Source organism: Microtetraspora sp. NBRC 16547 (assembly GCF_030268965.1).
GTDB lineage: Bacteria > Actinomycetota > Actinomycetes > Streptosporangiales > Streptosporangiaceae > Microtetraspora.
Genome location: NZ_BSSE01000004.1, coordinates 313,129 through 335,777, shown reverse-complemented (window position 1 = coordinate 335,777; position 22,649 = coordinate 313,129). Strand labels below are relative to the sequence as shown.

The window sequence follows — 22,649 nt, the reverse complement described above, 5'->3', positions numbered from 1 at the left end:
CCCCTAGTCTGAACTGCGGATATATTCCCCTTGCCGGTTGGACCTGCATTGAACCTTAGCCTGAGCGACATCGTGCCTCCCCTGCGCTGGACCGCACCCAGTCAGGTCGAGCCGATCGCGAGCGACCCCGGTCTTCCAGACGCGTGGTGGCAGGCGATTCCCCTCGATCGGGCCTGTGCGGCGGTGGGGATCGAGCGGGTCGTCTCCCGGCTGGTGGATCTCACCACGGCCTGCTGGGGGCATCTGGCGCTCGGCGACATCCTGCCGTTGCTGAGGTTCACCAACCCGCGGGAGAGCCTCCAGACGCCCGGCCCGCGCGAGACCGTGCAGCAGCTCTTCGTCGACGTCATCGGCAAGCTCCTGGAGACGGAGCCGGTCGAGGAGGCGCCGGGCACCCCCGTCGCCCCCGCGCTGCCCGAGCGTCCGATCCCCGAGATCATCGATGAGGTCTTCGCCCGGCTGGACGACCGGCAGCGCACCATCGCCAGGGACCGGCTCTACGCCGAGCACCGGGTGACGCTGGACGAGCTGGCCCAGCGGTTCTCGGTGACCCGCGAGCGCATCCGGCAGATCGAGCGCGACCTGCGTGACCATGTCGAGTCGTGGCTGACCTCGCCCGAGGCGGCCGCCCTGACCGCGCACCTGACCTGGCTGCGCGGCCGTCTCGGCTCCGCCGTACCCGCCGACGATCTCGCCGCGGCGGTCCCCTGGCACCGCGCCGAGCTGTCCACCCTGGGGATCCCCACCTGGCGGTTCCTGCGCACTCTGCTCACCGGCTACGAGCAGGTGGACGGCTGGCTGGTCTCCGGAGGGGCCGATGAGCTGCGGGAGAAGACGCGGCAGCTCTTCGCCGATGGCCCGCGTCCCCTGGCCGACGCGGTGTCCCTGGTCGCCCAGCTCGGCATCCGCGAGGACGTCGCCGAGCGCTGGCTGGCCGCCGTCCCGCACCTGCGGGTGCTGGAGGGACACGTGGTCCCGTGGCCGCGCAGCGTCAACGACAAGGCCGAGGCCGTGCTCGCCGTGGCCGGCACCGCGCTGTCCCCCGAGGAGATCCAGTCGCGGATCGGCGAGGACTACAGCCTGGTGGGGATCCGCAACCAGCTCACCGCCGACGACCGGTTCCTGCGTCTCGACCGCAACAAGTACGGCCTGCGGCGCTGGGGCGGCGAGGAATACCTCGGCATCCGCGAGATGATCACCCGCGAGATCGAGCGGGCGGGCGGCGAGGCGTCGGTCAGCACGATCGTCAGCAACCTCACCTCGCGATACGAGGTGAGCGAGAGCTCCGTCCGGGCGTACGCCGGCGGTCCGGGGTTCGAGCGCACGCAGCGCGGCTGGATCCGGGTGGCGGGCCAGGAGCAGGCCGAGCCGTACCAGCCGCGCCGGGACGTGTCGATGACCCGCCGCTGCTTCCGCAGCAGGGACGGCCGCTGGTGGCACCGGGTGGACGTCAACCCCGAGCACCTGCGCGGCTCGGGATCGCCGCTGCCCACCGGCTTCGCCGCGCACCTCGGCATGGCCCCGGGCGGGCAGCTGACCGCCTCCACCCCGTCCGGCGAGGTGGTGATCAGCTGGCACAACCAGCCGACGATGGGGTCGATCCGGCCGGTGCTGGCGGGATACAACGCCTCGGAGGGCGACCACGTCTTCCTCACCGTCTCCGACGGCGGCGAGCTGCTGACCCGCTTCCTGCCCGCCGCCGCGCCCGGCCTGGCCGCGCTCAACCGGGCGCTGCACCTCATCGGCTACACCGCTCCGGTCGCCTCCGAGGCCGAGGGCCTGCGGCTCATCGGCGCCCGCATCGGGCTCCCTGAGGGCGCCTCCCGGGAGGAGATCATCGCCCGGCTGCGTGAGCGGGGCGATCGGGACATCCTCACCTTCCTCGAGTCCTAAAACCCGTCGGCCTCTGGGGTCAGCTTCGGAGGGTGTCCGACAAATGCTGCCCCGTCGCGATCTCGTGAGTGGGGCGACAACGTGACTGCGCCATCTGGGCCGTGCGCAGCAGGGCTTGATTGGTCAGACACGACCTAAGCTCGGAGCATGTTGCGGCTCCATGACACTCTGCGGGACAGCGTCGTACCGGTCGTCCCGGCGGGGGCGCGAGCGCTGCGGATGTACATCTCCGCGTCGCCGGACCCGCTGGCGTACCTGCTGCCCGACCTCGTACGACGGGTGATCGAGCGGAACGGCCTGCGGGTGCTGACCCATGGCGATGCCCACGAGCCCGGCGCGCCGCTGGCGCTGAACGTCCACCTGTCCCCGCCCCTGCCGTACGCCGGGGAGCCCGTCGATCTCGTGCTCGGTCCCGGCGGGCCGGACGGGCGGCACCGCGTGGTGGGCGGGCCACTGCTCTTCGAGGGGCGTGCGGCGACCGCCACGCTGGTCACCGACGTGGAGGCCGCCGGCCTCGACCCGCTGGCCGTACGACTGGCGTTCCTGGAGCATCACTACCGCGGCCTGGTGGACCTGACCTGGGATCTGCTGCGTTCGGCCGACCGGACGGTCCGGCGGTGGCGGGGACGCGTCGCCCGGTGGGCGGAGTCGCCGAGCGGACCGATCGCGAAGGAGCCGGCCGCCCGGGTTCTGGAGGCGTTCGACGACGATCTCGACACGTCGCGCGCCCTGCGGCTGGTACGCGAGCTCGAGATCGATGAGTCGGTGGCGCCAGGCTCGCGGTTCGAGACCTTCCTGTACCTCGATCACATCCTGGGCCTCGACCTGTCCTCTGACATCGGGAAGCTGTTGGCCTGACGTTCTCCTGCGCCCCAGGGCGAACTCCTCGCAGGTGGGCGCTCGCAGACCGGATCAGGGCTCGATGTCACCGGGCCTGGCCGCGCCACCAGGGGCGCCGGGGGGCATAGCCTCCGTCCTCCAGCCCGGCCAGCCGCTCGAACACGTTCCACGAGGCGGGATCGCCGCAGATCAGCAGCGAGACGGCGGCCGCGATCACGTAGAGCGGGAGCATCGGCAGCCCGGCGCAGAGGACATATTGCGTGGCGTGCCGGGACTCGTGGTCGAGCAGCTCGCCCACGAGGTAATCGTCGGCGTGCTTGGTGAGGATCACGTTGCCGACCGTGAAGGCCCCGGCGACCGGGAACGGGATGCGGTAGCCGTGCGCCAGGATGAGACCGTTCTCCCCCTTACGCGGGGTGGCCCCGCCGATCAGCGCGATCAGCAGCCCGGCCGGGGTGGAGAGATTGACGACGTTGACGACCTGCCGGACCCGGTGCCATCTCATTCCGACCCATTCAGTGCCTCAGAAGCCACGAACCTCGGGATCGCGTGACCATGATCGCGAGTACGAGGGCCGCCACCCCGCCGTAGAGGTACCAGTATCCGGCCGAGTTCGCGGCGATGACCAGGTCTCCCTCGGCCCGCTTGCTGGCGAGGAAGAACGAGACGAGCATCCAGCCGCCGGCGGGCACCAGCGCTCCGGTCTTGCCGCCGATGAGCCGTCCCATGGCGTACGGCACGGCGAACAGGACCGGCAGCCACATGATCGCCGCGATGGGCACGTCACCGGCGTACCACGCGTGCTCGAAACCACCGACCACGCCGAGCGCGACGCCGAGCACGAAGAGCATGCCGTAGGCCGCGCCGGTGACGGCGGGAGACTCCCCGGGCTCCGGACCCGGACCCGGACCGGGGGCAGGGGCAGGAGCGGGAGCGGGACCCGGACCCGGACCGCCCGGACCGCCAGGGCCGCCGAGACCACCCGGACCGCCCGAATTGTCCGTACTTCCGGGACTAGTCGATGCCTGCAAAAAGATCATCCTCACGGTTGTACGGCTCGCCGATGCCTCCCACCTCGTACGGCGCGCCGCCGCCGGGCGGGCCGGGAACGCCGGCGTGGAGGATGAAGTGCTCGACGCCGAGCGCCGCCTGGCCGACGTTGTTGGAGAGCGCGAACCACGGGGCGTCGACCGCGATCTGCGTGGCGTGCGCGCGCATCGCGTCCAGCTTCGCCGTGACGTGGGCGCGGGCGTCGATCTCCGTGGTCACCTCCTCGTCCGCGCAGCCGAACGGCAGGGCGTCGACGTCCTCACCCCAGAACTCGACGTCGGCCTCGCGCATCACGTCGGCGGCGCGCTTCATCACCGACTTCGGCATGGCCGTGTAGTAGAACTTGGCGATCTGCCAGGGCTCCCCGCCGGGATGCGCCGGATCGGCCGCCAGCTCGAACGCTCGCCACGCCACGCGGTACGCCTGGATGTGGTCGGGATGGCCGTAGAAGCCGTTCTCGTCGTAGGTGACGAGCACCTGCGGCCGTACCTCGCGGATCACCGTGACCAGCTCCGCCGCCGCCTCGTCGAGATCGGCCCGCCAGAAGCAGTCGGGCCGGTCGTTGGTGGGGGCGCCCATCATGCCGGAGTCGCGCCACCGGCCGGGACCGCCGAGGAACCTGTGGTCGGTGACCCCGAGCGCCCGGCAGGCCGACTCCAGCTCGCCGATGCGGTGCTGCCCGAGCGTGTCGTCCCGGTCCGCGGCCAGGTGCGCCAGCTCCGGCGGGATGACCTCGCCCTCTTCGCCGAGCGTGCAGGTCACCAGCGTGACGTGCGCGCCCTCCGCGGCGTACTTGGCCATGGTCGCCCCGGTGCCGATCGTCTCGTCGTCGGGGTGGGCATGCACGAGCAGCAATCGCCGGTCAGTCATGCTCCGAGCCTAGCTGGCAGGATGGGGAGCTATGACTGAGAGCTTTCCCCGGCTGTTCGCCCGGACCCGGCGCTTCACCCTGGGCGTCCCTCGCGGCTTCACGATCTCTCCTGACGGCGGTCGGGTGATCTTCCTCCGGTCGAGGTCCGGCACCGATCCGGTGACCTGCCTCTGGGAGTTCGACGTCGCGACCGGCGCCGAGCGGCTCGTCGTGGACCCGCTCGTGCTCGGCGCCGCCGACGAGGACCTGCCGCCGGAGGAGCGCGCCCGTCGGGAGCGGTCCCGCGAGGCCGCCGGCGGTGTGGTCGCCTACGCCACCGACTCCGCGGTCGAGCAGGCCGTCTTCGCCCTGTCCGGAGCTCTCTACCTGGTCGATCTCGCGGCGGGAGCCGTACGCCGTCTGGAGACCCCGGGACCGGTGATCGACCCCCGGCTCAACCCTCTGGGCACCCACGTCGCGTACGTCACCGGGGGCGCGCTGCGGGTGCGCGATCTGGCCACGGACGAGGACGTCGCCCTCGCCGCCGAGGACGGCGTCACGTACGGCCTGGCCGAGTTCATCGCCTCGGAGGAGATGAGCCGGATGCGCGGCTACTGGTGGTCCCCCGCCGGTGACGCGCTGCTGGTCGAGCGGGTGGACGAGGCCCCGGTGACGCGCTGGCACATCGCCGACCCGGCCAACCCGGCGTCCGAGCCCGCGACCGTGGCCTATCCGGCGGCGGGCACGCCCAACGCCCGGACCGAGCTGTTCGTGTTCGGCCTGGACGGCTCCCGCACCGCGGTCCCGTACGGCGACGAGTACCTCGCCACGGCGATCTGGGACGACCACGGCCTGGCGATCGTCACCATGCCGCGCGATCAGAAGGCCATGCGCCTGTTCACGGTCGCGGACGGTCGTCCCACGCTGGTCCGCGAGGACATCGATCCCGCGTGGGTGGAGATCATCTCCGGCGTTCCCGACCACCTGTCCGACGGCAGCCTGGTCTGGGTGGCCGACTCCGAGGGCGGGCGGCGCCTGATCGTCGACGACCGGCCGGTCACGCCTCCGACCCTGCAGGTCCGCTCGGTGCTGGCCGTCGACGGCGACACGATCCTGTTCCAGGCGAGCGCCGACCCCACGGAGGTCCAGGTGTGGACCTGCTCGGCGGGCGTCCTCACCCGGGTCAGTCCCGAGGAGCCGGGCGTCTACAGCGGCACGGCGGCCGGCGGCACGACGGTGATCATCGGCTCCACGCTGGAGAGCCAGACCTCGGTCACCCGGATCTTCCGCGACGGCCGGCTGTGCGGCCACATCGACTCCCACACCGAGCGGTCCGGGCTCGACCTGCGCGTCTCGTTCGTCCCGACCGGCAAGCGCAACCTGGCCACGGCCGTGCTGCTCCCCTCCTGGTACGAGCCGGGCACCGCGAAGCTGCCGGTCCTCATGGACCCGTACGGCGGCCCGGGCGCGCAGCGCGTGCTCGCCTCCGGCCGGATGTTCCTGGAGTCGCAGTGGTGGGCCGAGCAGGGCTTCGCGGTGATCGTGGCCGACGGCAGGGGCACTCCCGGCCGCGGCCCGGCCTTCGAGCGCGAGGTGCTGCACGACTTCACCGTGACGCTCGACGACCAGGTGGAGGCGCTGCACGGCGCGGCGCAGCAGTATGACCTCGACCTGTCGCGGGTGGGCATCCGCGGCTGGTCGTTCGGCGGCTATCTCGCCGCGCTGGCCGTGCTCCGGCGTCCGGACGTGTTCCACGCGGCGGTCGCGGGCGCTCCGGTGACCGAGTGGCGGCTGTACGACACCTGCTACACCGAGCGGTACCTCGGCCACCCGGACGAGGGGCACTACGACGCGTCCTCGCTGCTCGCCGACGCGGAGAAGCTGGAGCGGCCGCTGCTGCTCGTACACGGCCTCGCGGACGACAACGTGGTCGCCGCGCACACGCTGCGGCTGTCGTCGGCGCTGCTCGCCGCCGGACGCCCGCACACCGTGCTGCCGCTCTCCGGCGTGACCCACATGACGCCGCAGGAGGTCGTCGCGGAGAACCTGCTCCTTCTCCAGCTCGACTTCCTCAAGAAGGCCCTGGGCTGAGAGTCCCCTGGCCAGAGCGTCTGGCAGGCGCCGCCCATCACGGGCGGCGTCTGCCAGACACGACGTCGCCGTCGGCTCAGGAAGGGTCCTTGGCCGGTCCGGCGACCCCGCTGCCGTGCCAGCTCTGCCACAGCGCGGCATAGGCGCCGCCCGCCGCGGCCAGCTCGTCGTGCGAGCCCAGCTCGCTGATCCGGCCGTCCTCCACGACGGCGACCCGGTCGGCGTCGTGGGCGGTGTAGAGCCGGTGCGCAATGGCGATCACGGTCCGCCCCTCCAGGACGGCCGCCAATGATCGCTCCAGGTTGCGCGCGGCACGCGGATCGATCAGCGAGGTCGCCTCGTCGAGCACGAGCGTGTGCGGGTCGGCCAGCACGAGGCGGGCGAGCGCGAGCTGCTGCGCCTGCGCCGGTGAGATCGCGGTTCGGCCGGAGCCGACGATCGTGTCCAGTCCCTGGTCGAGCTGCTCCACCCACTCCCACGCCTCCACCGCGGCCAGCGCGCGCCGGACCTCGGCATCGGAGGCATCGGGACGCGCGATCAGCACGTTGTCGCGCAGCGTTCCCCGGAAGACGTGGTGCTCCTGGGTGACCAGCGCGACATGCCCGCGCAGCTCGTCGAGCGGCAGCTCGACCAGCGGTGCCCCGCCCACGGTGACCGAGCCGGTGCGCGGGCCGTGGATGCCCGCGAGCAGCCGGCCCAGCGTGGACTTGCCCGCGCCGGACGGGCCGACCATGGCGAGCCGCTCACCCTGGCGTACGGTCAGGTCGATGCCGTGGAGCACGTCGCGTCCCTCGCGGTAGGAGTACCGGACGTCGGAGGCCCGGAGCTCCTCGCCGTCGGGCCGCACCGCCCCGGCCAGGCGGTCCTCCTCGACGTTGGCCACGCCGAGCAGGCGGGCCATCGAGGCCCCGCCGACCTGGAGCTCGTCGATCCAGGACAGCAGCCGGTCCAGCGGGTCGATGAGCTGCTGGACATAGAGCGTCGCGGTGGTCACCTGGGCCACCGAGACCCAGCCCTCCATGGAGAACAGGCCTCCGATGAGCAGGGTGGCCACGACCGGGATCACGTAGCCGAACTCCACGGCCGGGAACCACACCATGCGCAGGCCGAGGGTGTACCGCTCGGCCTTCCAGGATCGCGCGATGTCGCCGTCCGTCCTGCGGTGGCGGCGCTCCCGCAGGCCGAGCGCCTCCACGGTCCGCGCGCCGTCCACGGTCTCGGCCAGGCCCTCGGTCATCTCCGCGTACGCGGCGTTCTCCCGCAGGTAGCCGTCTCTGGCGCGGTTGAGGTACCACCGCGTGGCGATCCACAGCACCGGCACGGCGAGCAGCGACGGCACCGCGAGGATGGGCCCGGTCACGAGGACCGCGCCCACCACGAAGAACCCGGTGACGATCGCGATCAACGTCTCGGGCACGGCGTGCCGCACGCTGCGGGACAGGGCGTCCACATCGCGGGACGTGCGGGTGAGCAGGTCACCGGATCCGGCCCGCTCGACGGTGGACAGCGGAAGGGCGAGAACCTTGTCGACGAAGTCCTCGCGCAGCTCGGCGAGTACCTTCTCGCCCAGCCGGGACGAGGCGTAGACGGCGAACCTGACCAGAACGGCCTGCGCGACCACGAAGCCGCCGATGGCCAGGGCGATCGCGTCGACGTTGACGGCGTCGGTCCCGTCCTTGACGGCCTGGACCAGATCGCCGAGCAGCCGGGGCGCGGCCAGTCCCGTGGCGGCGGCCAGGGCATGCAGTCCCAGCGCGAGCGCCAGCTCGCGGGGGTACTTCAGTGTGAGCCGCCGCGCGTAGGCGCGTACCTGCGCCTGGTCGGCGACCGGCAGGATCTGGCGTGCCATCGCCTACTCCTCCCCTCGGGTGACCGTGGACTGGTACGCGGGTTCCGCGGCGAGCAGTTCCCGGTGAGTGCCCTCGGCCCGCACCTTGCCGTCCTCCACGAAGAGGACGAGGTCGGCGTGGTCGAGGACGAGCGGGCTGGTCGTGCAGACGAGGGTGGCGCGGCCCGCGCGCGCCCGCCCCAGCCGCTCGGCGATCCGCGCCTCGGTGTGCGCGTCCACCGCGCTGGTCGGCTCGATCAGGATCAGGATCTCGGGGTCGGTGACCAGCGCCCTGGCCAGGCGCAGCCGCTGCTGCTGGCCGCCGGAGAACTCGCGGCCGGACTCGGCCACATGGGCGTCCAGGCCATCGGGCAGCGCCTCCACGACGTCCTCCGCGCAGGCGGCCGTCAGGGCGAGCCGCACCGACTCGTCGGAGGCCGTGCCGGTGATGTCCAGCTCGTCGCGCAGACGGCCGGTGAAGAGTTTGGCCGCGTTGTCCGCGACGAGGATGTGCCGCCTGACCTCCGCCATCGGCAGGTCGGCCAAGGGCCTGCCGTCCAGTGTCACCTCTCCGGGCGCGTACCTCCCGAGCCGGTCGGCGATCGCGATCGCGTCCTCAGGTACCGCCGCCGCCACCGCGGTCAGCAGTCCTCGGCGCACCGTCAGGCCGGACTTCTCGTCGTGCAGGTCGCCGCCAGAGGGCATGCCGGCGTCGCCTCCGGTGAACTCCGGGTCCAGCGCGAGGATCCGGCAGACCCGGCGGGCCGCCACGTGTCCCTTGGTGATCCTGTCGGCCGCCTCGGTGAGCGTACGGAGCGGCGCGATGAGGAACACCGCGTAGCCGTAGAAGGTGACGAGCTGGCCCGCGCTGATCTCGCCGGCGAGCGCGAACCGCGCGCCGAGCCAGGTCACGCAGGCGATGAGCAGTCCGGGGAGCAGGATCTGGGCGCCTTCGAGCACCGACTCGACCGAGGCCACCCGGACTCCGGCCCGCCGCACCCGCTGCGACTCCTCGCGGTAGCGATCGGCGAACACCCGCTCGCCGCCGATGCCGCGGAGCACCCGCAGGCCCGCCACGATGTCGGAGGCCCGCGTGGCCAGCTCGCCCTGCAGGTCGCGCTGTAGGTGCTGGCGGCGATGCAACGGCCTGAGCAGCGGGCCGACGGCGACCGCCATCACCGGCACACCGATCAGCACCATGAGCCCGAGCGGCAGCGACGTCTTGATCACGATGACCGTCACCGTCGTGATGGCGACGACCGCTCCGGTGCCGCGCAGCAGGATGTCCATCGCGTTGCCGATGTGGGCGATGTCGGAGTTGCCGACGCTCACCACCTCGCCGGTCGAGAGCCGTTTCGGCAGGGTCGCCCCCAGCCGGGTGGCCTGCCGCGAGGTGACCTGGACCGTGCGGTACGCCGCGGCCAACCAGGTGAACACGGCGAACCGGTGTCGCAGGACGCCCGCGACCGCCTGCACGACGCCCAGCCCGAGCAGGACGAGGGACCAGCGCACCAGAGCGCCCGTGTCCGCCGACAACAGGGCGTCGACGGCGCTGCCCAGCGCGGCGGGCACGAGGGCCTGCCCCAGCCACCACAGGATGGCGAAACAGATGCCGATCAGGAGCGGAGCTCGCTGGGCGCCGGCGACCCACAACAGGTAGCGGATGGGACTTCGGGCATCGGGAACGCCGGGATCGGCGACTGGCAAGGAGAGCATGGCGTCTTCAAGGCTCACAGGCCGCTCCCCGGCCCGGCAAACGATTTTCCCGACCGCGTGTCGCGTGGCCGGATGTAAACCTGGGTTGACATCTGCGCGACGTAAACCTAGGTTGACATCATGAACGACACGGCGCAGCTGGCCAGTGATGCCGGCAGCCGCGACCCCGGCATCGGACTGCGGGCCGTCCGGGCCCTGCGGGTGCTGGTCGAGCGGCTTGAAGCACTGCAAGTGGAGAACGCGCGGGCCGAGGGCTGGTCCTGGCAGGAGATCGCCACCCTGCTGGGCGTCACCAGGCAGGCGGTCCACAAGAAGTACGCGGGCGGGCGGGGACTACTGAGACGGGAGAAGTAGGCATGTTCGAACGGTTCACCACGAACGCGCGGCAGACGGTGACCCAGGCGCAAGAGCACGCCCGGCGACTGCAGCACCGGAGGATCGGCACCGAGCATCTCCTGCTCGGCCTTCTCGGGCAGCCGGACACGCTGTCAGCACAGCTCCTGAACGAGCACGGCCTCACCCTGGAGCGGGCGGAGGCGGCCGTGCTCCAGGCCCTTCCCGGCCCGAACTCCCCGGGCGGAGACCTGGACGCCGAGGCTCTGGAGACGATCGGCATCGACCTCGCGGCGGTGCGGGAGAGGATCGAGGCGAGCTTCGGGCCCGGCGCCCTCGATCGCGCGCCGAGCCGGAACCATCGCGGCGTGCTGGCCAGCGGCCGCCATATCCCCTTCGACGCAGGCGCGAAGAAGGCCCTCGAACTGTCCCTGCGCGAGGCGCTCGCGCTCAAGAGCAAGGCCATCCAAGACGGCCATATCCTGCTTGGCCTGCTGCGGGAGGCGGAGGGCCTCGGTGCGCGGATCATCAGCGGCTCGGGCATCGACGTCGCCACCCTCCGGACCGAGCTGGAACGCCGGCTCCGCTGAAGCCCGCCGCAAAACCGCGCCACGGGCCGGCGACTCCCCGGACGGCCACGCGACATCACCCGCATCACTCCGCGCACATGGCCTCCGCGACGCGCTCGCGCCAGTCGGCCTCCCGGCCGGCGAACTCGGCGGGGGCCAGCACGGAGAGATCGCGGGTGCGCGGGTCGTGCCGCAGCCGGATCACGGCCCGCTCCTGCCGCACCGGCCGTGACACGCGATGCGCCGCCGCGACGTCGGCGGTGGTCACCACCTGTTCCGCCGAGATCTCGACACCCCGGCGGCCCGGCGGCCGGTCGAAGAGCGCCGAGGCGAGCACGTGGCCCAGGCCGTTGAAGAGGTGCAGCCAGCCGTGCAGCTGGCCGCCCGTGAGCCTTGCGGCCCGGAGCTCGGGCAGGCCGAGCCAGGACAGGCCGTTCGTACGCATGACGCACCGATCATCGTCGCCGACGGCGAAGCCGACCGACACCCAGTCTCCGACGGCGAAATCCTCGCGGGTAAGAAACGGCCCCGGGCGCCACGGGTCCGGCAGCACCCTGGGTCTCCGTGGATCGAGGCGGGCCCCACCGGTGAGCTCCGCCAGGCGGTCGGTCGCCAGGGCGCACCAGTGCAGGTGGCTGGGCGGCCAGCCCGGCGGAGCCGTACAGGTGACGCGGAGGTGGCCCTTCGCCATCTCCAGCAGGACCGCGACAAGCGGGTCGACGTCGGGCGAGCAGTCCGGGCAGGAGAGCACCCTGATCGCGTGGGCGAGGGACGGATCGGTGCCGTCGATCTCCTCGACCCGCAGCTCGACCTCCGGGGGCAAGGCCTCCACCAGCTCGGCGACGGCCCCGGCGGGAACGGGCTCCTCCGGAGCGGCGACAACGTAGGCGGCGCTCACCGAGGCGGCCACCGGCAGCAGGATCTTGGCGGACATGGGCACCCTCCACTGGACGACGAAGGCCCAGGCTGTCAGCGCGGCGAGCGGCCCTCCTCTCCCGAACACCGTCCTGTGGAAACCCCCGGCCGTGTGGAAAACCCTTAGGTCGTGTCTGACCGGTCACCAAGTCCCCGCGCCCTCCCACGATCTCGCCGGACGGGAATCAGCTTCGTGAGCGACGCCGTGGCGACGGGTGTTCGGCGGCACCGGCTGTGGTGAGCTCGGCGGTCAGATCCTTCGGCAGCGCGTACGGCGACACGCGGCCGGCGCGCAGCCAGTCGCGGAGCGCCGCCCGTCGATCCGCCCGCTCCTGTGGAGGATCTCCCGCAGGCCACGTCCCCGCCCGGTGAAGACCTGCCTGACGAAGTCCTGGTACCGCGCGCGGTCGGCGACGAGCGGGGTCCCCCTGCGGACCATGGTGAGCAGCCCGCCGTCCACCGAGGGCACCGGCCGGAAGGATCGGGCCGGGACCCGTGAGTGCACCTCGAACTCGTACCACGGCCACCAGCTCGCGGTGAGCAGGCTGGCCCCGCCCACACCCGCCCTGCGGCGGGCCACCTCCCACTGCACCAGCAGCACGGCGGCGTGCCAGCCGGTTTCCGCGAGAAGGCGGCGCAGGATGGAGGTCGTCAGGTGGAACGGAAGGTTCCCGACGATGACGTGCGGATGCCGGGGGAACCGGAAACGCAGGGCGTCCGCGTTCACCACGGACACGTTCTCGGGGGTGCGCCGCTCCAGGCGGCAGACGCGCCTCGGATCGATCTCCACGGCGGTTATCGGCCGCCCTGACCTGCTCAGCGGCAGGGTGACGGCGCCGTCTCCGGGACCGATCTCCACGATCGGTCCGGTCGTACGCGCGACGAGCCGTTCGATGTCGGCGATCACCATAGGGTCGACGAGGAAGTTCTGGCCGAGCTCGTGTCGGCCGCCCGGATAGGGCTGGGGCATGGGTCTGCTCCGCGCTGGCTGATCGGAGCCGGGCAGCATGGAACTGCCGCACCGGCGAGGACTCCCGATGTGCGGCGGAGCTGGAAGATGTGAGGGTCAGCCCGCCGCTAGGCGCGGCGGGGCCTCATGAAAGCTGCGCAAAATGCGCAACATGCGCTACCCATGCCCGACACCCTAGCCGAGAAGTCCGCTCAGCGGCCGCAGGCGATCAAGGGCCGGGCGAGGAGCCGCAGCCGTCGCCTCGGGTCAGCCCGGAGCCATCCGGCTGAGGTGCTCCCAGGCGCGGTACAGCTCGGTTCGAGCGTGATCCATCTCCTGGACGAGGTCATAGGACCGGCTTCCGAGGATCAGCCGCCGGGGCGGGTCCGGCAGTGCGGCCAGCTTCATGATGACGGGCGCGGCCGTGCTCGGGTCCGGGCCGGCGTCCTCACCCCACATCTCCGCAAGTTTGGCTCTCAGGGCCTCGTAAGCCGGTTGGGGCGTGGTCGCCGTGGTGCCGGTGGTGAACAGCCCGGTGTCGTAGCCGCCCATCTGCACGATGGTGACCTTGATGCCGAACGGCTCGACCTCCATCGCGAGCGCCTCGCTGAGCGAGTCGAGCGCCGCCTTACCGGCGCCGTAGAACCCGACGGAGGCCATGCCGCCGGCGGTGCCCATCGAGGTGATCTGCAGGATGCGACCCGACCCCTGCGCCCGCAGGTGAGGGACCACAGCCTGGGCCACCCAGACCGCACCGAAGAAGTTGACGTCGAGATGGGCCCGGATCTGCTCCTCCGTGGCCTCCTCCACCATGCCGTACAACAGCCCGCCGGCGTTGTTGACCACCACGTCGAGTCTGCCGAAGGCGGCCGCGGCCTGGTCCACACCTACGCGCACGGCTTGGCGGTCGGAGACGTCCAGCGGAAGCCGTACGAGACCGTCCGGATGCTTCGCGGCCAGGTCCGCGAGCGGCTCGACATCGCGGGCGGCGGCTACGACACGGTCTCCGGCGGCGAGGGCGGCTTCGGTGAACGCCCTGCCCAGGCCCCGGGAAGCGCCGGTGATGAACCATACTTTTCCGGTCGTCACAGGGCCTCAGCTCCTTCTCATATCGAGACGATCCGTCTCGTCTCGGTGCTGCTCCAGTTTGCGCCGATATGCCAACACTGTCAAGACGAACCGATCCGTCTCGTTTTGGTAGTAGCCTCGACCCATGCCGGACGCGAAGAAGCCGAACCCCGCCCGCCGCAACGAGCGGTCGCGGCAGGCGATCCTTGCCGCCGCTCGCGAGCTGATCTCCGAGATGGGGTATGCGAAGGTCTCGATCGAGGCCATCGCCGCCCGTGCGGGCGTGGGCAAGCAGACGATCTACCGGTGGTGGCCGTCCAAGGGAGCCGTGGTCTTCGACTCCTTCCTCGCGCTCAGCGGGAACCCCGAGGAGGAGGGGACGGCGTTGCCCGACACGGGCGACATCGAGGCCGATCTCAAGCTCGTCATGCGCGCGACGGTGGCCGAGTTCGCCGACCCGGACTTCGAGGCGCCGATCCGGGCGCTCAACTCGGAGATCATCAACGATTCCGACCTCGCCGCCCAGTACCGGGAGAAGCTGGCCCGTCCCGTGGACGACGCCAAGAAAGCCCGGCTGCGCAGTGCGCAGGAGGCCGGCCAGCTCGCGGCGGACGCCGACCTCGACCTGGTGCTCGAAGTGCTCTACGCCCCCCTCTACCAGCGGTGGCTGCACCGCTCAGGGCCGCTCACCGCCGAGTACGCCGACGCTCTCGTCGACATCACGCTCAAGGCTTTCCGCCCCTGACGGCTTCCCCGCGTTGACTCCCCCGGGGCGACTTCCCCGGATCGAACAGTACGACGCGGGCGCATTCCGCTGGGCATGCCGTCCGCATCGCCCAGCGCATCCCCGCGCGACCGCCGTGATCTGACCCAACCGCACGACCGACCGGCCCCTCACTCGATCTTTGATCGCCTACGGCCAGTGGGCCGATCACTTCCGCACGTAGGTGAGGACGGCCATCCCGCTGTCGAGGACACGGGTGCCGGTGAGCTCGAAGTACGCCGGGGAGAAGTCGGCGGTGAACAGAGGGATGCCGGACCCGGCCACGACGGGATAGATCTTGATCACCAACTCGTCGATCTCGGGGAGCACGGCGCCGGCAAGGCGGGCGCCGCCGGCCAGGTAGATGCCCTTGCCGTCCTCGGCCTTGAGTTCACGGATCTTGGCGAGCACATCGCCGGTGACGATCTCGACGGCCGGATCGGGGCTGCCGGCGATGCTCCCGGACACCACGTACTGGCGCATGTGCGCGTACGGGCTGGTCACGCCGATTTCCAACGCCGGCTCGTAGGTGACGCGCCCCTGCACCACGGTGTCGAAATCGCGGTTGCCGTCGTCGAGGCCGAACTGGGGGCGGACATGAGACGGCAGCGTGTCCGGATAGTCGTCGCGGATGAAGTCGATGACATCCTGCGTCACCGGGAAGAAGTCGGCGGCGCCGTCCGGAGCGGCGATGAAGCCGTCGATGGTCATGCCGATGTAGTACGTGAGCTTTCGCATGCGCTTCTTTCGTCGAGTGGGGGTCCGGGGAACCGGCAGCGGCTATTTCTTGGTGTAGGTGAGGACGACCGCGCCGTTGCTGAACGTGCGGGTATCGACGAGATCGAAGAGCTGCGGCTGGAACGGCGCACTGAAGACCGGGATGCCCGCGCCGATGACCACGGGGTAACGCTTGATGATCAGCTCGTCGATCTCGGGCAGCAGCGTGCCCGCCAGCTTCCCGCCCCCGCAGAGCCAGATCCCGAGGCCGTCCTCCTGCTTGAGCCGGCGCACCAGCTCGACCGGGTCACCGGTGACCAGCTCCACCTCCGGGTCGGTGATCTCGGCGATGGTGGTCGACACGACGTACTGGCGCAGGTGGCCGTACGGACTGGTGATTCCGGCGTCCAGCGCAGGCTGGTAGGTGCCGCGGCCCATCAGGACGGTGTCGAACCGCTTGTTGGCGACGCCTTCGAGACCCGCGGGGCCGCGGAAGGCGGTGGGGACGGTCTCGGGCTGCGCGGAGTTGAGGAACCGCGCCATGTCCTCGGCCTCGGGGAAGAAGCCGAATCCCCCGTCGGGGTCGGCGATGAAGCCGTCGATCGTGGTGGCGACGTAGTACGTGAGCTTTCGCATCTGATCCTCTTTGGCGTCTTCTCGGGGTGATCTCAGCGTTGTTTCCAGCGTTGTTCTCGGTGGTCGCGGGGGCGGCGGATCCGGCCGCCGCTCACCTCGCCCCACCGGGCTTGGGAAGCGGCCTCGGCCGGGGTACGGATCGCGGCTGGGGAGCCTGCCGGCGGTCGTGCCGCGGCTGCGGCAGGGACCGCTCCGGCCTGCCCATCCGACCGGGCAGAGCCGTCGCGCCGGCGATCGCGGAAAGGGCGGTGAACTCGACTCGCATACGGGGCCTTTCGTCGCTACGCATGTAGTACTCTGCTTGGAGTGGTTAGACCGTAGTACTACATTCAGAGTGGTGTCAACCGAGATCGTTGGAGATGCGAAATGCGGCAGAATCCGGCAAGACGGGCGGCGCTCGTCGACGCCGCCATCGAAGTCCTGGCCCGTGAGGGGGCGCGCGGCCTGACCTTCCGCGCGGTGGACATCGAGGCGAAGGTGCCGAACGGCACGGCGTCGAACTACTTCGCCAACCGTGACGATCTGCTGACCCAGGCGGGGGCACGCGTCTACGAACGGTGGCAGCCGGACGCCGCGGCATTCGCCGAAGTGGCGAAGGGGCCGCGCGACCGCGCCCATCTCACCGCGCTGATGCGCGAGATGGTGGGCCGCCTGACCGACTTCCCGGCGGGCTACCTGGCCCTGATCGAACTGCGCCTGGAGGCCACCCGCCGCCCCGAACTGCGCGCCGTGCTCACTCGCAGGATCCAGGCCGACCTCGACGCCAACATCGGCTTCCACCTGGAGGCCGGGATGCCGGGAGACGCCACCACGGTGGTGCTGCTCTACATGGCGCTGAACTGGCTGATCCTCGAGCGGCTCACCCTGCCCGGCATCTTTCCCGGGCCGCAGGTCGACGACCTGATCGCGGCCGCGGTCGAGCGCATCCTGCCCCCGGAGGCCCAGTAGCCGCCCGCATCGTCCGGGTCGTCGCCCCGAACACGGGCCGCCGCGTTCGAATAGCCTGGCGCCCCATCACCACCTTTCAGGAGGGACCCCCGTGAAGAAGATCCCCACCGTCTTCCTCCGCGACTGGGATGGCACCCCCAAGCACGTGACCAAGGAGCCCAACCCGGACTGCGCCTGGGTCTTCGACGGCGAAGGCGTCGCCACCCGCAAGTACGACGGCACCTGCGTCGCGTACCTGGTCCTGGATGAGGCCGGCGGAACCCCCGGCTGGTACGCCCGCCGCGAGGTGAAGCCCGGCAAGACCGCACCGGACGGCTTCCGGGCGCTCTCCACGGACGAGGAGACGGGGAAGACGATCGGCTGGGAGCCCGTCGAACAGTCGGCGTTCGCGAGGTGGCACGCCGAGGCGCTCGACGGGATGGAACCGCAGATCGGCACCTACGAGCTCGTCGGACCGAAGGTCAACGGCAACCCCGAGCGGCAGGACCGCCACCGCCTCATCAGGCATGCCGAGGCCGAGGTCCTCGACCTCCGCGACCTCACGTACGACGGGGTCCGGGCCATCGTCACCCGGCTCGCCGAGGAGTACGGCTGCGAGGGCATCGTCTGGCACCACCCCGACGGCCGGCGGATGGCGAAGATCAAGGCACGCGACTTCCCGTCGACGCCCTGACGCCGTCCCCCCGGCGGACGCCCCAAAAGAACGCGGAACCGCACAACACCGGCACGCCCGGACATCTCCGCCAGGACGCGACGCGGCCCCAGTTCCGCGAGGAACCGGGGCCGCGCTGTGAAACGCGAAAAGGCGTGAGCCACACACCCAGGGGATGTACGGCTCACGCCTCCGGCGATGCCGGTGTCGTTACTTGGACGCCTTCAGGTAGTCGGCGTTCATGCGGGCGATCGTGTCGAGGGGGATGCCCTTCGGGCAGACCGCGGTGCACTCACCCGTGTTGGTGCAGCCGCCGAAGCCCTCCAGGTCCATCTGCTCGACCATGGCCTTGGCCCGCGAGTCACGCTCGGGCTGGCCCTGCGGCAGCAGGCCCAGGTGCGTGATCTTCGCGGCGGTGAACAGCGAGGCCGACCCGTTCGGGCAGGCGGCCACGCAGGCGCCGCAGCCGATGCAGGTGGCCGCGTCGAACGCCGCGTCCGCGTCGTCCTTCTTCACCGGGACGCTGTGCGCGTCCGGGGCCGAACCCGCCGGGACGCTGATGAAGCCACCGGCCTGGATGATCCGGTCGAACGCCGACCGGTCCACGACGAGGTCCTTCACCACCGGGAACGGCGCGGCGCGCCACGGCTCGATGGTGATCTCGGCGCCGTCGGCGAAGTGCCGCATGTGCAGCTGGCAGGTGGTGGTCGCGCGCTGCTCGCCGTGCGCGACACCGTTGATCACCATGCCGCACATGCCGCAGATGCCCTCGCGGCAGTCGTGGTCGAAGGCGATCGGGTCGTCGCCCGCGAGGATCAGCCGCTCGTTGAGTACGTCCAGCATCTCCAGGAAGGACATGTCCGGCGAGACGTCCTCGACCTTGTAGGTCACCATCCGTCCCTCGTCGGACGGCCCGTTCTGACGCCAGACCTTCAGGGTCAGATTCATGCTCACCGCTCCTCGTCGGCTACGCGAAAAGCCTGCCGCGCGGCGCTTTCCATTCCGCTCATCGCGTCGCGCTCGCTCACTTGTAGCTCCGCTGGGTCATCTTGACGTACTCGTAGTCGAGCACTTCCTTGTGCAGGGTCGGGCCGTCCTCGCCCCATTCCCAGGCCGCGACGTAGGCGAAGTTCTCGTCGTCGCGCAGCGCCTCGCCGTCCGCGTCCTGGGACTCGGCGCGGAAGTGGCCGCCGCAGGACTCCGTACGGTGCAGCGCGTCGATGCACATGAGCTCGGCGAGGTCGAAGAAGTCGGCGACCCGCCCGGCCCGCTCCAGAGCCTGGTTGAGGCCCTCGGGGTCGCCCGGCACCTTGACGTTGTTCCAGAACTCCTCGCGCAGCTCGGGAATCCGCTCCAGAGCCTTGCGCAGCGACTCCTCGGTGCGCTCCATGCCGCAGTAGTCCCACATGAGCTTGCCGAGCTCGCGGTGGTAGGAGTCGGCGGTGCGGGTGCCGTTGACGCTCAGCAGCTTGTCGATCTTCTGCTGGACGGCGTCGCGCGCCTGCTCCACGGCCTCGGGGTCCACGTCGCCGAACTTGGTCGCACCCGCGAGGTAGTCGCCGACCGTCGTCGGCAGCACGAAGTAGCCGTCGGCCAGGCCCTGCATCAGCGCGGACGCGCCGAGGCGGTTGGCGCCGTGGTCGGAGAAGTTCGCCTCGCCGACCACGAACAGACCGGGGATCGTGGACTGCAGGTCGTAGTCCACCCACAGGCCGCCCATCGTGTAGTGCACGGCGGGGTAGATGCGCATCGGCTGCTCGTACGGGTTCTCCCCGGTGATGCGCTCGTACATCTCGAAGAGGTTGCCGTACTTCTTCTCGACCGCGTCACGGCCGAGGCGCGCGATGGCGTCGGCGAAGTCCAGGTAGACGCCCAGCCCGCCGGGACCGACGCCGCGGCCCTCGTCACAGACGTTCTTCGCGGCCCGGGAGGCGATGTCTCGCGGCACGAGGTTACCGAAAGCCGGATAAATCCGCTCAAGGTAGTAGTCGCGCTCTTCCTCCGGAATGTCGGCGGCCTTGCGCGTGTCGCCCTTGGCCACCGGCACCCACACGCGGCCGTCGTTGCGCAGCGACTCCGACATCAGCGTCAGCTTCGACTGGTAGTCGCCGCTGACGGGGATGCAGGTCGGGTGGATCTGGGTGTAGCACGGGTTGGCGAACATCGCCCCGCGCTGGTGCGCCCGCCAGATCGCCGTGGTGTTGCAGCCCTTGGCGTTGGTGGACAGGAAGAACACGTTGCCGTACCCGCCGGTGGCGAGGACGACCGCGTCCGCGAGGTGGGTCTCGATCTCGCCGGTCACCATGTCGCGGACGATGACGCCGCGGGCACGCCCGTCGCTGATCACCAGGTCGAGCATCTCGTGGCGGGTGTGCATCTCGACGGTCCCGGCCGCGATCTGCCGCTCAAGCGCCGAGTAGGCGCCGAGCAGGAGCTGCTGGCCCGTCTGCCCCCGGGCGTAGAACGTACGGGACACCTGCGCGCCACCGAAGGAGCGGGTGTCCAGCAGACCGCCGTACTCCCGGGCGAACGGGACGCCCTGGGCCACGGCCTGGTCGATGATGTTCACGCTGACCTGCGCCAGCCGGTACACGTTGGACTCGCGGGCGCGGAAGTCGCCGCCCTTGACCGTGTCGTAGAAGAGCCGGTAGACGCTGTCACCGTCGCCGCGGTAGTTCTTCGCGGCGTTGATCCCGCCCTGCGCGGCGATGGAGTGCGCGCGCCGGGGCGTGTCCTGGTAGCAGAACGACTTGACCTTGTAGCCGAGCTCGCCGAGGGTGGCCGCGGCCGACCCGCCCGCGAGGCCGGTGCCGACCACGATGACGTTGATCTTGCGCTTGTTGGCCGGGTTGACCAGCTTCGCCGAGAAGCGGCGCTTGTCCCAGCGGTCCTCGATCGGGCCCTCGGGCGCCTTCGTGTCCCGGATCGGCTCGCCGACCTTGTATCCGTGCGTCTGGTCGCTCACTTGATCACTCCGATCATCACCCCGACGGGCACGGACAGGAAGCCGATCACGAGAACCAGCGACACCAGCGCCGCGGTCGCCTTCAGCTTCCCGTAGCTCCGGCCGCCCGCCAGGCCCAGCGTCTGGAACGCGCTCCACAGGCCGTGCCGCAGGTGCAGGCCGACCATGATCATCGCCACGACGTAGAAGAGGGTGACCCACCAACGCGAGGGGTCGAAGCCCGCCACCAGCCGGTCGAACGGCTCCGCGTCGAAGCCCTTGGGGTTGACCGCGCCGAAGGTCATGTCCAGCAGGTGCCAGATGACGAACAGCAGGATGATGACCCCGCCGTACCGCATGGTGTGGGTGGCGTAGCCGTTGGCCTGGGACTTGCGCTTCGCGGCGTACTTCACCGGCCGGGCCTGGGCCGCGCGGCGGGCGAGGGACACGGCGGACCACATGTGCAGGACCACCGCGACCACGAGAACGATCTCGGTGACGGTCAGTAGCACGCGGTAGGGCACGGCGGGTGAGCCCATGGTCCGCAGCCATTCGGCATAGTGGTTGAAGGCGTCCGCTCCGAAGAACGCCTTGAGGTTGCCGGCCATGTGGCCGAGCAGGAAGAGCACCAGGATCGCACCCGTGACGGCCATGACGGCCTTCTTGCCGTTCGACGAGCCGAAGAAGCCCGGACGGCGACGTGTGGGGGGACTTGTCTGCGCTGCGTGAGGGGCGACCGGCGAAGTGGCCGACCCTCGGTCTATCGTGGCTGTCACAGCTGCTCACGGTAGGTTCGGGCTCCGAAGCGCGTCCAAGTCATCGCGGGCGTCGTTTCGATAGCCGCAGGCTATGACCTGTGGCCCGTACGGCTTGCGCGTTCCGGCGGCCTCGGCCGAATGCGACAAATCTCACAGCCGTACGCTAGGGAGGCGTGCAGCTCCAACAACTCGCGTATTTCGTGGCGGTGGCCGAAACCCGGCATTTCACTCATGCCGCCGAGCGGATGCGGGTTGCCCAGCCTTCACTGAGCAAGCAGATCAGGACGCTGGAGACCGAGCTCGGCGCGCCGCTGTTCAGCCGGGCCCGCGGCAACGTGACGCTGACCCCCGCGGGCGAGGCGCTGCTGCCGCTCGCCCGCCGCATACTGGCCGACGCCGACACCGCGCGCCGAGAGATCGCCGAGCTGGCCGGGCTGCGCCGTGGCAGGGTACGGCTCGGCGCCACGCCGTCCCTGTGCGCCGGGCTGCTGGCCGACGCGCTCGCCCGGTTCCATCGGGACTATCCGGGCGTGGAGCTGCTCGTGGATGAGAGCGGCTCCCGCGACCTCGTCCGCGACCTGGCCAGGGGCCAGCTCGATCTCGCGCTCATCATCCTGCCGCTGCAGAGCAGCGATCCCTCCCTCGTCACCGAGGAGATCCTCAGGGAGAACCTGGTCGTCGCCTCTCCGCCGGGCCGGAGCAAGCCGTACATGCGGATCGACGACCTGCGCGGGCGTCCGCTGGTGATGTTCCGGCGCGGATACGACCTCCGCGAGGCGACGCTGACCGCCTGCCGACAGGCGGGGTTCGAGCCGCGGTTCGCGGTCGAGGGCGGCGAGATGGACGCGGTGCTGCGCTTCGTTGAGGCGGGTCTCGGGATCGCGGTGGTGCCGTCCATGGTGCTGGACGGGCGGCCCGGCCTCGCGGGCACTCCGCTCGCTCCCCCCGGCCTGCGCCGCACCATCGCGCTGGCCCATCGCAAGGACGTCGAACCCACCCGCGCCGCGCAGGCGTTCCGCTCGACGCTGCTCTTCTACCTCACGGAGGCCGCCCGCGACGGCAGCCTCCCCCAGGGCATCGAGCTCATCAGCACGGATTGACGCGCTGTCCAACTGATCCGACTGATCCG

Annotated in this window: 21 protein-coding genes and 1 pseudogene; 9 read left to right on the top strand and 13 right to left on the bottom strand. The window is 70.8% G+C overall.

What is annotated here, in order from left to right; all coding sequences use genetic code 11:
- The first annotated feature begins 48 nt into the window (after positions 1-48).
- Positions 49-1,893: a sigma factor-like helix-turn-helix DNA-binding protein gene (locus tag QSK17_RS08925; protein ID WP_285704061.1), complete on the top strand. Its 1,845-nt coding sequence runs from the start codon at positions 49-51 to the stop codon at positions 1,891-1,893.
- Between the two features lie 147 nt (positions 1,894-2,040).
- Complete coding sequence (locus QSK17_RS08920) at positions 2,041-2,751, top strand: cysteine--tRNA ligase (protein WP_285704060.1); 711 nt, start codon at positions 2,041-2,043, stop codon at positions 2,749-2,751.
- Positions 2,752-2,818: 67 nt separating this feature from the next.
- Here QSK17_RS08920 and QSK17_RS08915 read toward each other — a convergent pair whose 3' ends face one another.
- The 3 genes from QSK17_RS08915 to mshB are packed head-to-tail and all read right to left on the bottom strand — an operon-like array spanning position 2,819 to position 4,653.
- Positions 2,819-3,238: a hypothetical protein gene (locus QSK17_RS08915; protein ID WP_285704059.1), complete on the bottom strand. Its 420-nt coding sequence runs from the start codon at positions 3,236-3,238 to the stop codon at positions 2,819-2,821.
- Between the two features lie 10 nt (positions 3,239-3,248).
- A complete protein-coding gene (locus QSK17_RS08910; protein WP_285704058.1) occupies positions 3,249-3,773 on the bottom strand; it encodes a DUF6113 family protein in 525 nt (174 codons plus the stop codon).
- A complete protein-coding gene (gene mshB, locus QSK17_RS08905) occupies positions 3,748-4,653 on the bottom strand; it encodes an N-acetyl-1-D-myo-inositol-2-amino-2-deoxy-alpha-D-glucopyranoside deacetylase (RefSeq protein ID WP_285704057.1) in 906 nt (301 codons plus the stop codon). The genes QSK17_RS08910 and mshB overlap by 26 nt, the downstream gene beginning before the upstream one ends.
- A 31-nt stretch (positions 4,654-4,684) precedes the next feature.
- On the opposite strand from mshB, the gene QSK17_RS08900 reads away from it, so the two are divergent.
- Positions 4,685-6,724 carry a S9 family peptidase gene (locus QSK17_RS08900; RefSeq protein WP_285704056.1) on the top strand — a complete coding sequence of 680 codons (2,040 nt, stop codon included), beginning with the start codon at positions 4,685-4,687 and terminating at the stop codon, positions 6,722-6,724.
- A gap of 76 nt (positions 6,725-6,800) precedes the next feature.
- Here the strand turns inward: QSK17_RS08900 and QSK17_RS08895 are convergent, their stop codons facing one another.
- Both QSK17_RS08895 and QSK17_RS08890 read right to left on the bottom strand, forming a co-directional pair.
- Positions 6,801-8,573: an ABC transporter ATP-binding protein gene (locus tag QSK17_RS08895; protein ID WP_285704055.1), complete on the bottom strand. Its 1,773-nt coding sequence runs from the start codon at positions 8,571-8,573 to the stop codon at positions 6,801-6,803.
- 3 nt (positions 8,574-8,576) lie between these two features.
- A complete protein-coding gene (locus QSK17_RS08890; RefSeq protein WP_285704054.1) occupies positions 8,577-10,286 on the bottom strand; it encodes an ABC transporter ATP-binding protein in 1,710 nt (569 codons plus the stop codon).
- A gap of 102 nt (positions 10,287-10,388) precedes the next feature.
- Between QSK17_RS08890 and QSK17_RS08885 the strand changes: the two genes are divergently transcribed.
- Together QSK17_RS08885 and QSK17_RS08880 are read left to right on the top strand one after the other, a co-directional pair.
- Positions 10,389-10,622, top strand: coding sequence for a helix-turn-helix domain-containing protein (locus QSK17_RS08885; RefSeq protein WP_285704053.1), 234 nt, complete (start codon positions 10,389-10,391; stop codon positions 10,620-10,622).
- 2 nt (positions 10,623-10,624) lie between these two features.
- Positions 10,625-11,191, top strand: coding sequence for a Clp protease N-terminal domain-containing protein (locus tag QSK17_RS08880; protein ID WP_285704052.1), 567 nt, complete (start codon positions 10,625-10,627; stop codon positions 11,189-11,191).
- A gap of 64 nt (positions 11,192-11,255) precedes the next feature.
- On the opposite strand, the gene QSK17_RS08875 is transcribed toward QSK17_RS08880, so the two are convergent.
- The 3 genes and pseudogenes from QSK17_RS08875 to QSK17_RS08865 form a co-directional block, all read right to left on the bottom strand.
- On the bottom strand, positions 11,256-12,104 hold the full coding sequence (locus QSK17_RS08875) for a hypothetical protein (RefSeq protein ID WP_285704051.1): 849 nt from the start codon (positions 12,102-12,104) through the stop codon (positions 11,256-11,258).
- A gap of 166 nt (positions 12,105-12,270) precedes the next feature.
- Positions 12,271-13,055, bottom strand: a pseudogene (gene erm, locus QSK17_RS08870) (23S ribosomal RNA methyltransferase Erm).
- A 246-nt stretch (positions 13,056-13,301) separates the two neighbouring features.
- Entirely contained in the window at positions 13,302-14,123 is an 822-nt protein-coding gene (locus QSK17_RS08865; RefSeq protein ID WP_285704049.1) for an SDR family NAD(P)-dependent oxidoreductase, read from the bottom strand.
- Positions 14,124-14,247: 124 nt separating this feature from the next.
- Between QSK17_RS08865 and QSK17_RS08860 the strand changes: the two genes are divergently transcribed.
- On the top strand, positions 14,248-14,847 hold the full coding sequence (locus QSK17_RS08860; protein ID WP_285704048.1) for a TetR/AcrR family transcriptional regulator: 600 nt from the start codon (positions 14,248-14,250) through the stop codon (positions 14,845-14,847).
- 186 nt (positions 14,848-15,033) lie between these two features.
- Here the strand turns inward: QSK17_RS08860 and QSK17_RS08855 are convergent, their stop codons facing one another.
- Both QSK17_RS08855 and QSK17_RS08850 read right to left on the bottom strand, forming a co-directional pair.
- The gene (locus QSK17_RS08855) at positions 15,034-15,603 is read right to left on the bottom strand and encodes a dihydrofolate reductase family protein (protein ID WP_285704047.1); all 570 of its coding nucleotides are present in this window, start codon (positions 15,601-15,603) and stop codon (positions 15,034-15,036) included.
- Between the two features lie 42 nt (positions 15,604-15,645).
- Positions 15,646-16,218: a dihydrofolate reductase family protein gene (locus QSK17_RS08850; protein ID WP_285704046.1), complete on the bottom strand. Its 573-nt coding sequence runs from the start codon at positions 16,216-16,218 to the stop codon at positions 15,646-15,648.
- A 366-nt stretch (positions 16,219-16,584) separates the two neighbouring features.
- Here QSK17_RS08850 and QSK17_RS08845 point away from each other — a divergent pair, with 366 nt between their 5' ends.
- Positions 16,585-17,166: a TetR/AcrR family transcriptional regulator gene (locus tag QSK17_RS08845; RefSeq protein ID WP_285704045.1), complete on the top strand. Its 582-nt coding sequence runs from the start codon at positions 16,585-16,587 to the stop codon at positions 17,164-17,166.
- Positions 17,167-17,257: 91 nt separating this feature from the next.
- Positions 17,258-17,839: a hypothetical protein gene (locus QSK17_RS08840; RefSeq protein WP_285704044.1), complete on the top strand. Its 582-nt coding sequence runs from the start codon at positions 17,258-17,260 to the stop codon at positions 17,837-17,839.
- 189 nt (positions 17,840-18,028) lie between these two features.
- Here QSK17_RS08840 and QSK17_RS08835 read toward each other — a convergent pair whose 3' ends face one another.
- The 3 genes from QSK17_RS08835 to QSK17_RS08825 all read right to left on the bottom strand — a co-directional run bounded on the left by QSK17_RS08835 (position 18,029) and on the right by QSK17_RS08825 (position 21,415).
- On the bottom strand, positions 18,029-18,766 hold the full coding sequence (locus QSK17_RS08835) for a succinate dehydrogenase/fumarate reductase iron-sulfur subunit (protein ID WP_285704043.1): 738 nt from the start codon (positions 18,764-18,766) through the stop codon (positions 18,029-18,031).
- A gap of 76 nt (positions 18,767-18,842) precedes the next feature.
- Positions 18,843-20,783, bottom strand: a complete 1,941-nt coding sequence (locus QSK17_RS08830) for a fumarate reductase/succinate dehydrogenase flavoprotein subunit (protein WP_285704042.1) — start codon at positions 20,781-20,783, stop codon at positions 18,843-18,845.
- Positions 20,780-21,415, bottom strand: a complete 636-nt coding sequence (locus tag QSK17_RS08825) for a succinate dehydrogenase cytochrome b subunit (RefSeq protein ID WP_502889167.1) — start codon at positions 21,413-21,415, stop codon at positions 20,780-20,782. Before QSK17_RS08825 ends, QSK17_RS08830 begins: the two co-directional genes overlap by 4 nt.
- A gap of 278 nt (positions 21,416-21,693) precedes the next feature.
- On the opposite strand from QSK17_RS08825, the gene QSK17_RS08820 reads away from it, so the two are divergent.
- Positions 21,694-22,620, top strand: coding sequence for a LysR family transcriptional regulator (locus tag QSK17_RS08820; RefSeq protein WP_285704040.1), 927 nt, complete (start codon positions 21,694-21,696; stop codon positions 22,618-22,620).
- Positions 22,621-22,649 lie beyond the last annotated feature (29 nt).

Excerpts from the sequence above, each read along its gene's own strand:
- QSK17_RS08920 (WP_285704060.1), top strand. The coding sequence starts at position 2,041 with ATGTTGCGGCTCCATGACACTCTGCGGGACAGCGTCGTACCGGTCGTC.
- QSK17_RS08915 (WP_285704059.1), bottom strand. The coding sequence starts at position 3,238 with ATGAGATGGCACCGGGTCCGGCAGGTCGTCAACGTCGTCAATCTCTCC.
- QSK17_RS08910 (WP_285704058.1), bottom strand. The coding sequence starts at position 3,773 with ATGATCTTTTTGCAGGCATCGACTAGTCCCGGAAGTACGGACAATTCG.
- mshB (WP_285704057.1), bottom strand. The coding sequence starts at position 4,653 with ATGACTGACCGGCGATTGCTGCTCGTGCATGCCCACCCCGACGACGAG.
- QSK17_RS08900 (WP_285704056.1), top strand. The coding sequence starts at position 4,685 with ATGACTGAGAGCTTTCCCCGGCTGTTCGCCCGGACCCGGCGCTTCACC.
- QSK17_RS08895 (WP_285704055.1), bottom strand. The coding sequence starts at position 8,573 with ATGGCACGCCAGATCCTGCCGGTCGCCGACCAGGCGCAGGTACGCGCC.
- QSK17_RS08885 (WP_285704053.1), top strand. The coding sequence starts at position 10,389 with ATGAACGACACGGCGCAGCTGGCCAGTGATGCCGGCAGCCGCGACCCC.
- QSK17_RS08880 (WP_285704052.1), top strand. The coding sequence starts at position 10,625 with ATGTTCGAACGGTTCACCACGAACGCGCGGCAGACGGTGACCCAGGCG.
- QSK17_RS08875 (WP_285704051.1), bottom strand. The coding sequence starts at position 12,104 with ATGTCCGCCAAGATCCTGCTGCCGGTGGCCGCCTCGGTGAGCGCCGCC.
- QSK17_RS08860 (WP_285704048.1), top strand. The coding sequence starts at position 14,248 with ATGCCGGACGCGAAGAAGCCGAACCCCGCCCGCCGCAACGAGCGGTCG.
- QSK17_RS08855 (WP_285704047.1), bottom strand. The coding sequence starts at position 15,603 with ATGCGAAAGCTCACGTACTACATCGGCATGACCATCGACGGCTTCATC.
- QSK17_RS08850 (WP_285704046.1), bottom strand. The coding sequence starts at position 16,218 with ATGCGAAAGCTCACGTACTACGTCGCCACCACGATCGACGGCTTCATC.
- QSK17_RS08845 (WP_285704045.1), top strand. The coding sequence starts at position 16,585 with ATGCGGCAGAATCCGGCAAGACGGGCGGCGCTCGTCGACGCCGCCATC.
- QSK17_RS08835 (WP_285704043.1), bottom strand. The coding sequence starts at position 18,766 with ATGAATCTGACCCTGAAGGTCTGGCGTCAGAACGGGCCGTCCGACGAG.
- QSK17_RS08825 (WP_502889167.1), bottom strand. The coding sequence starts at position 21,415 with ATGGCCGTCACGGGTGCGATCCTGGTGCTCTTCCTGCTCGGCCACATG.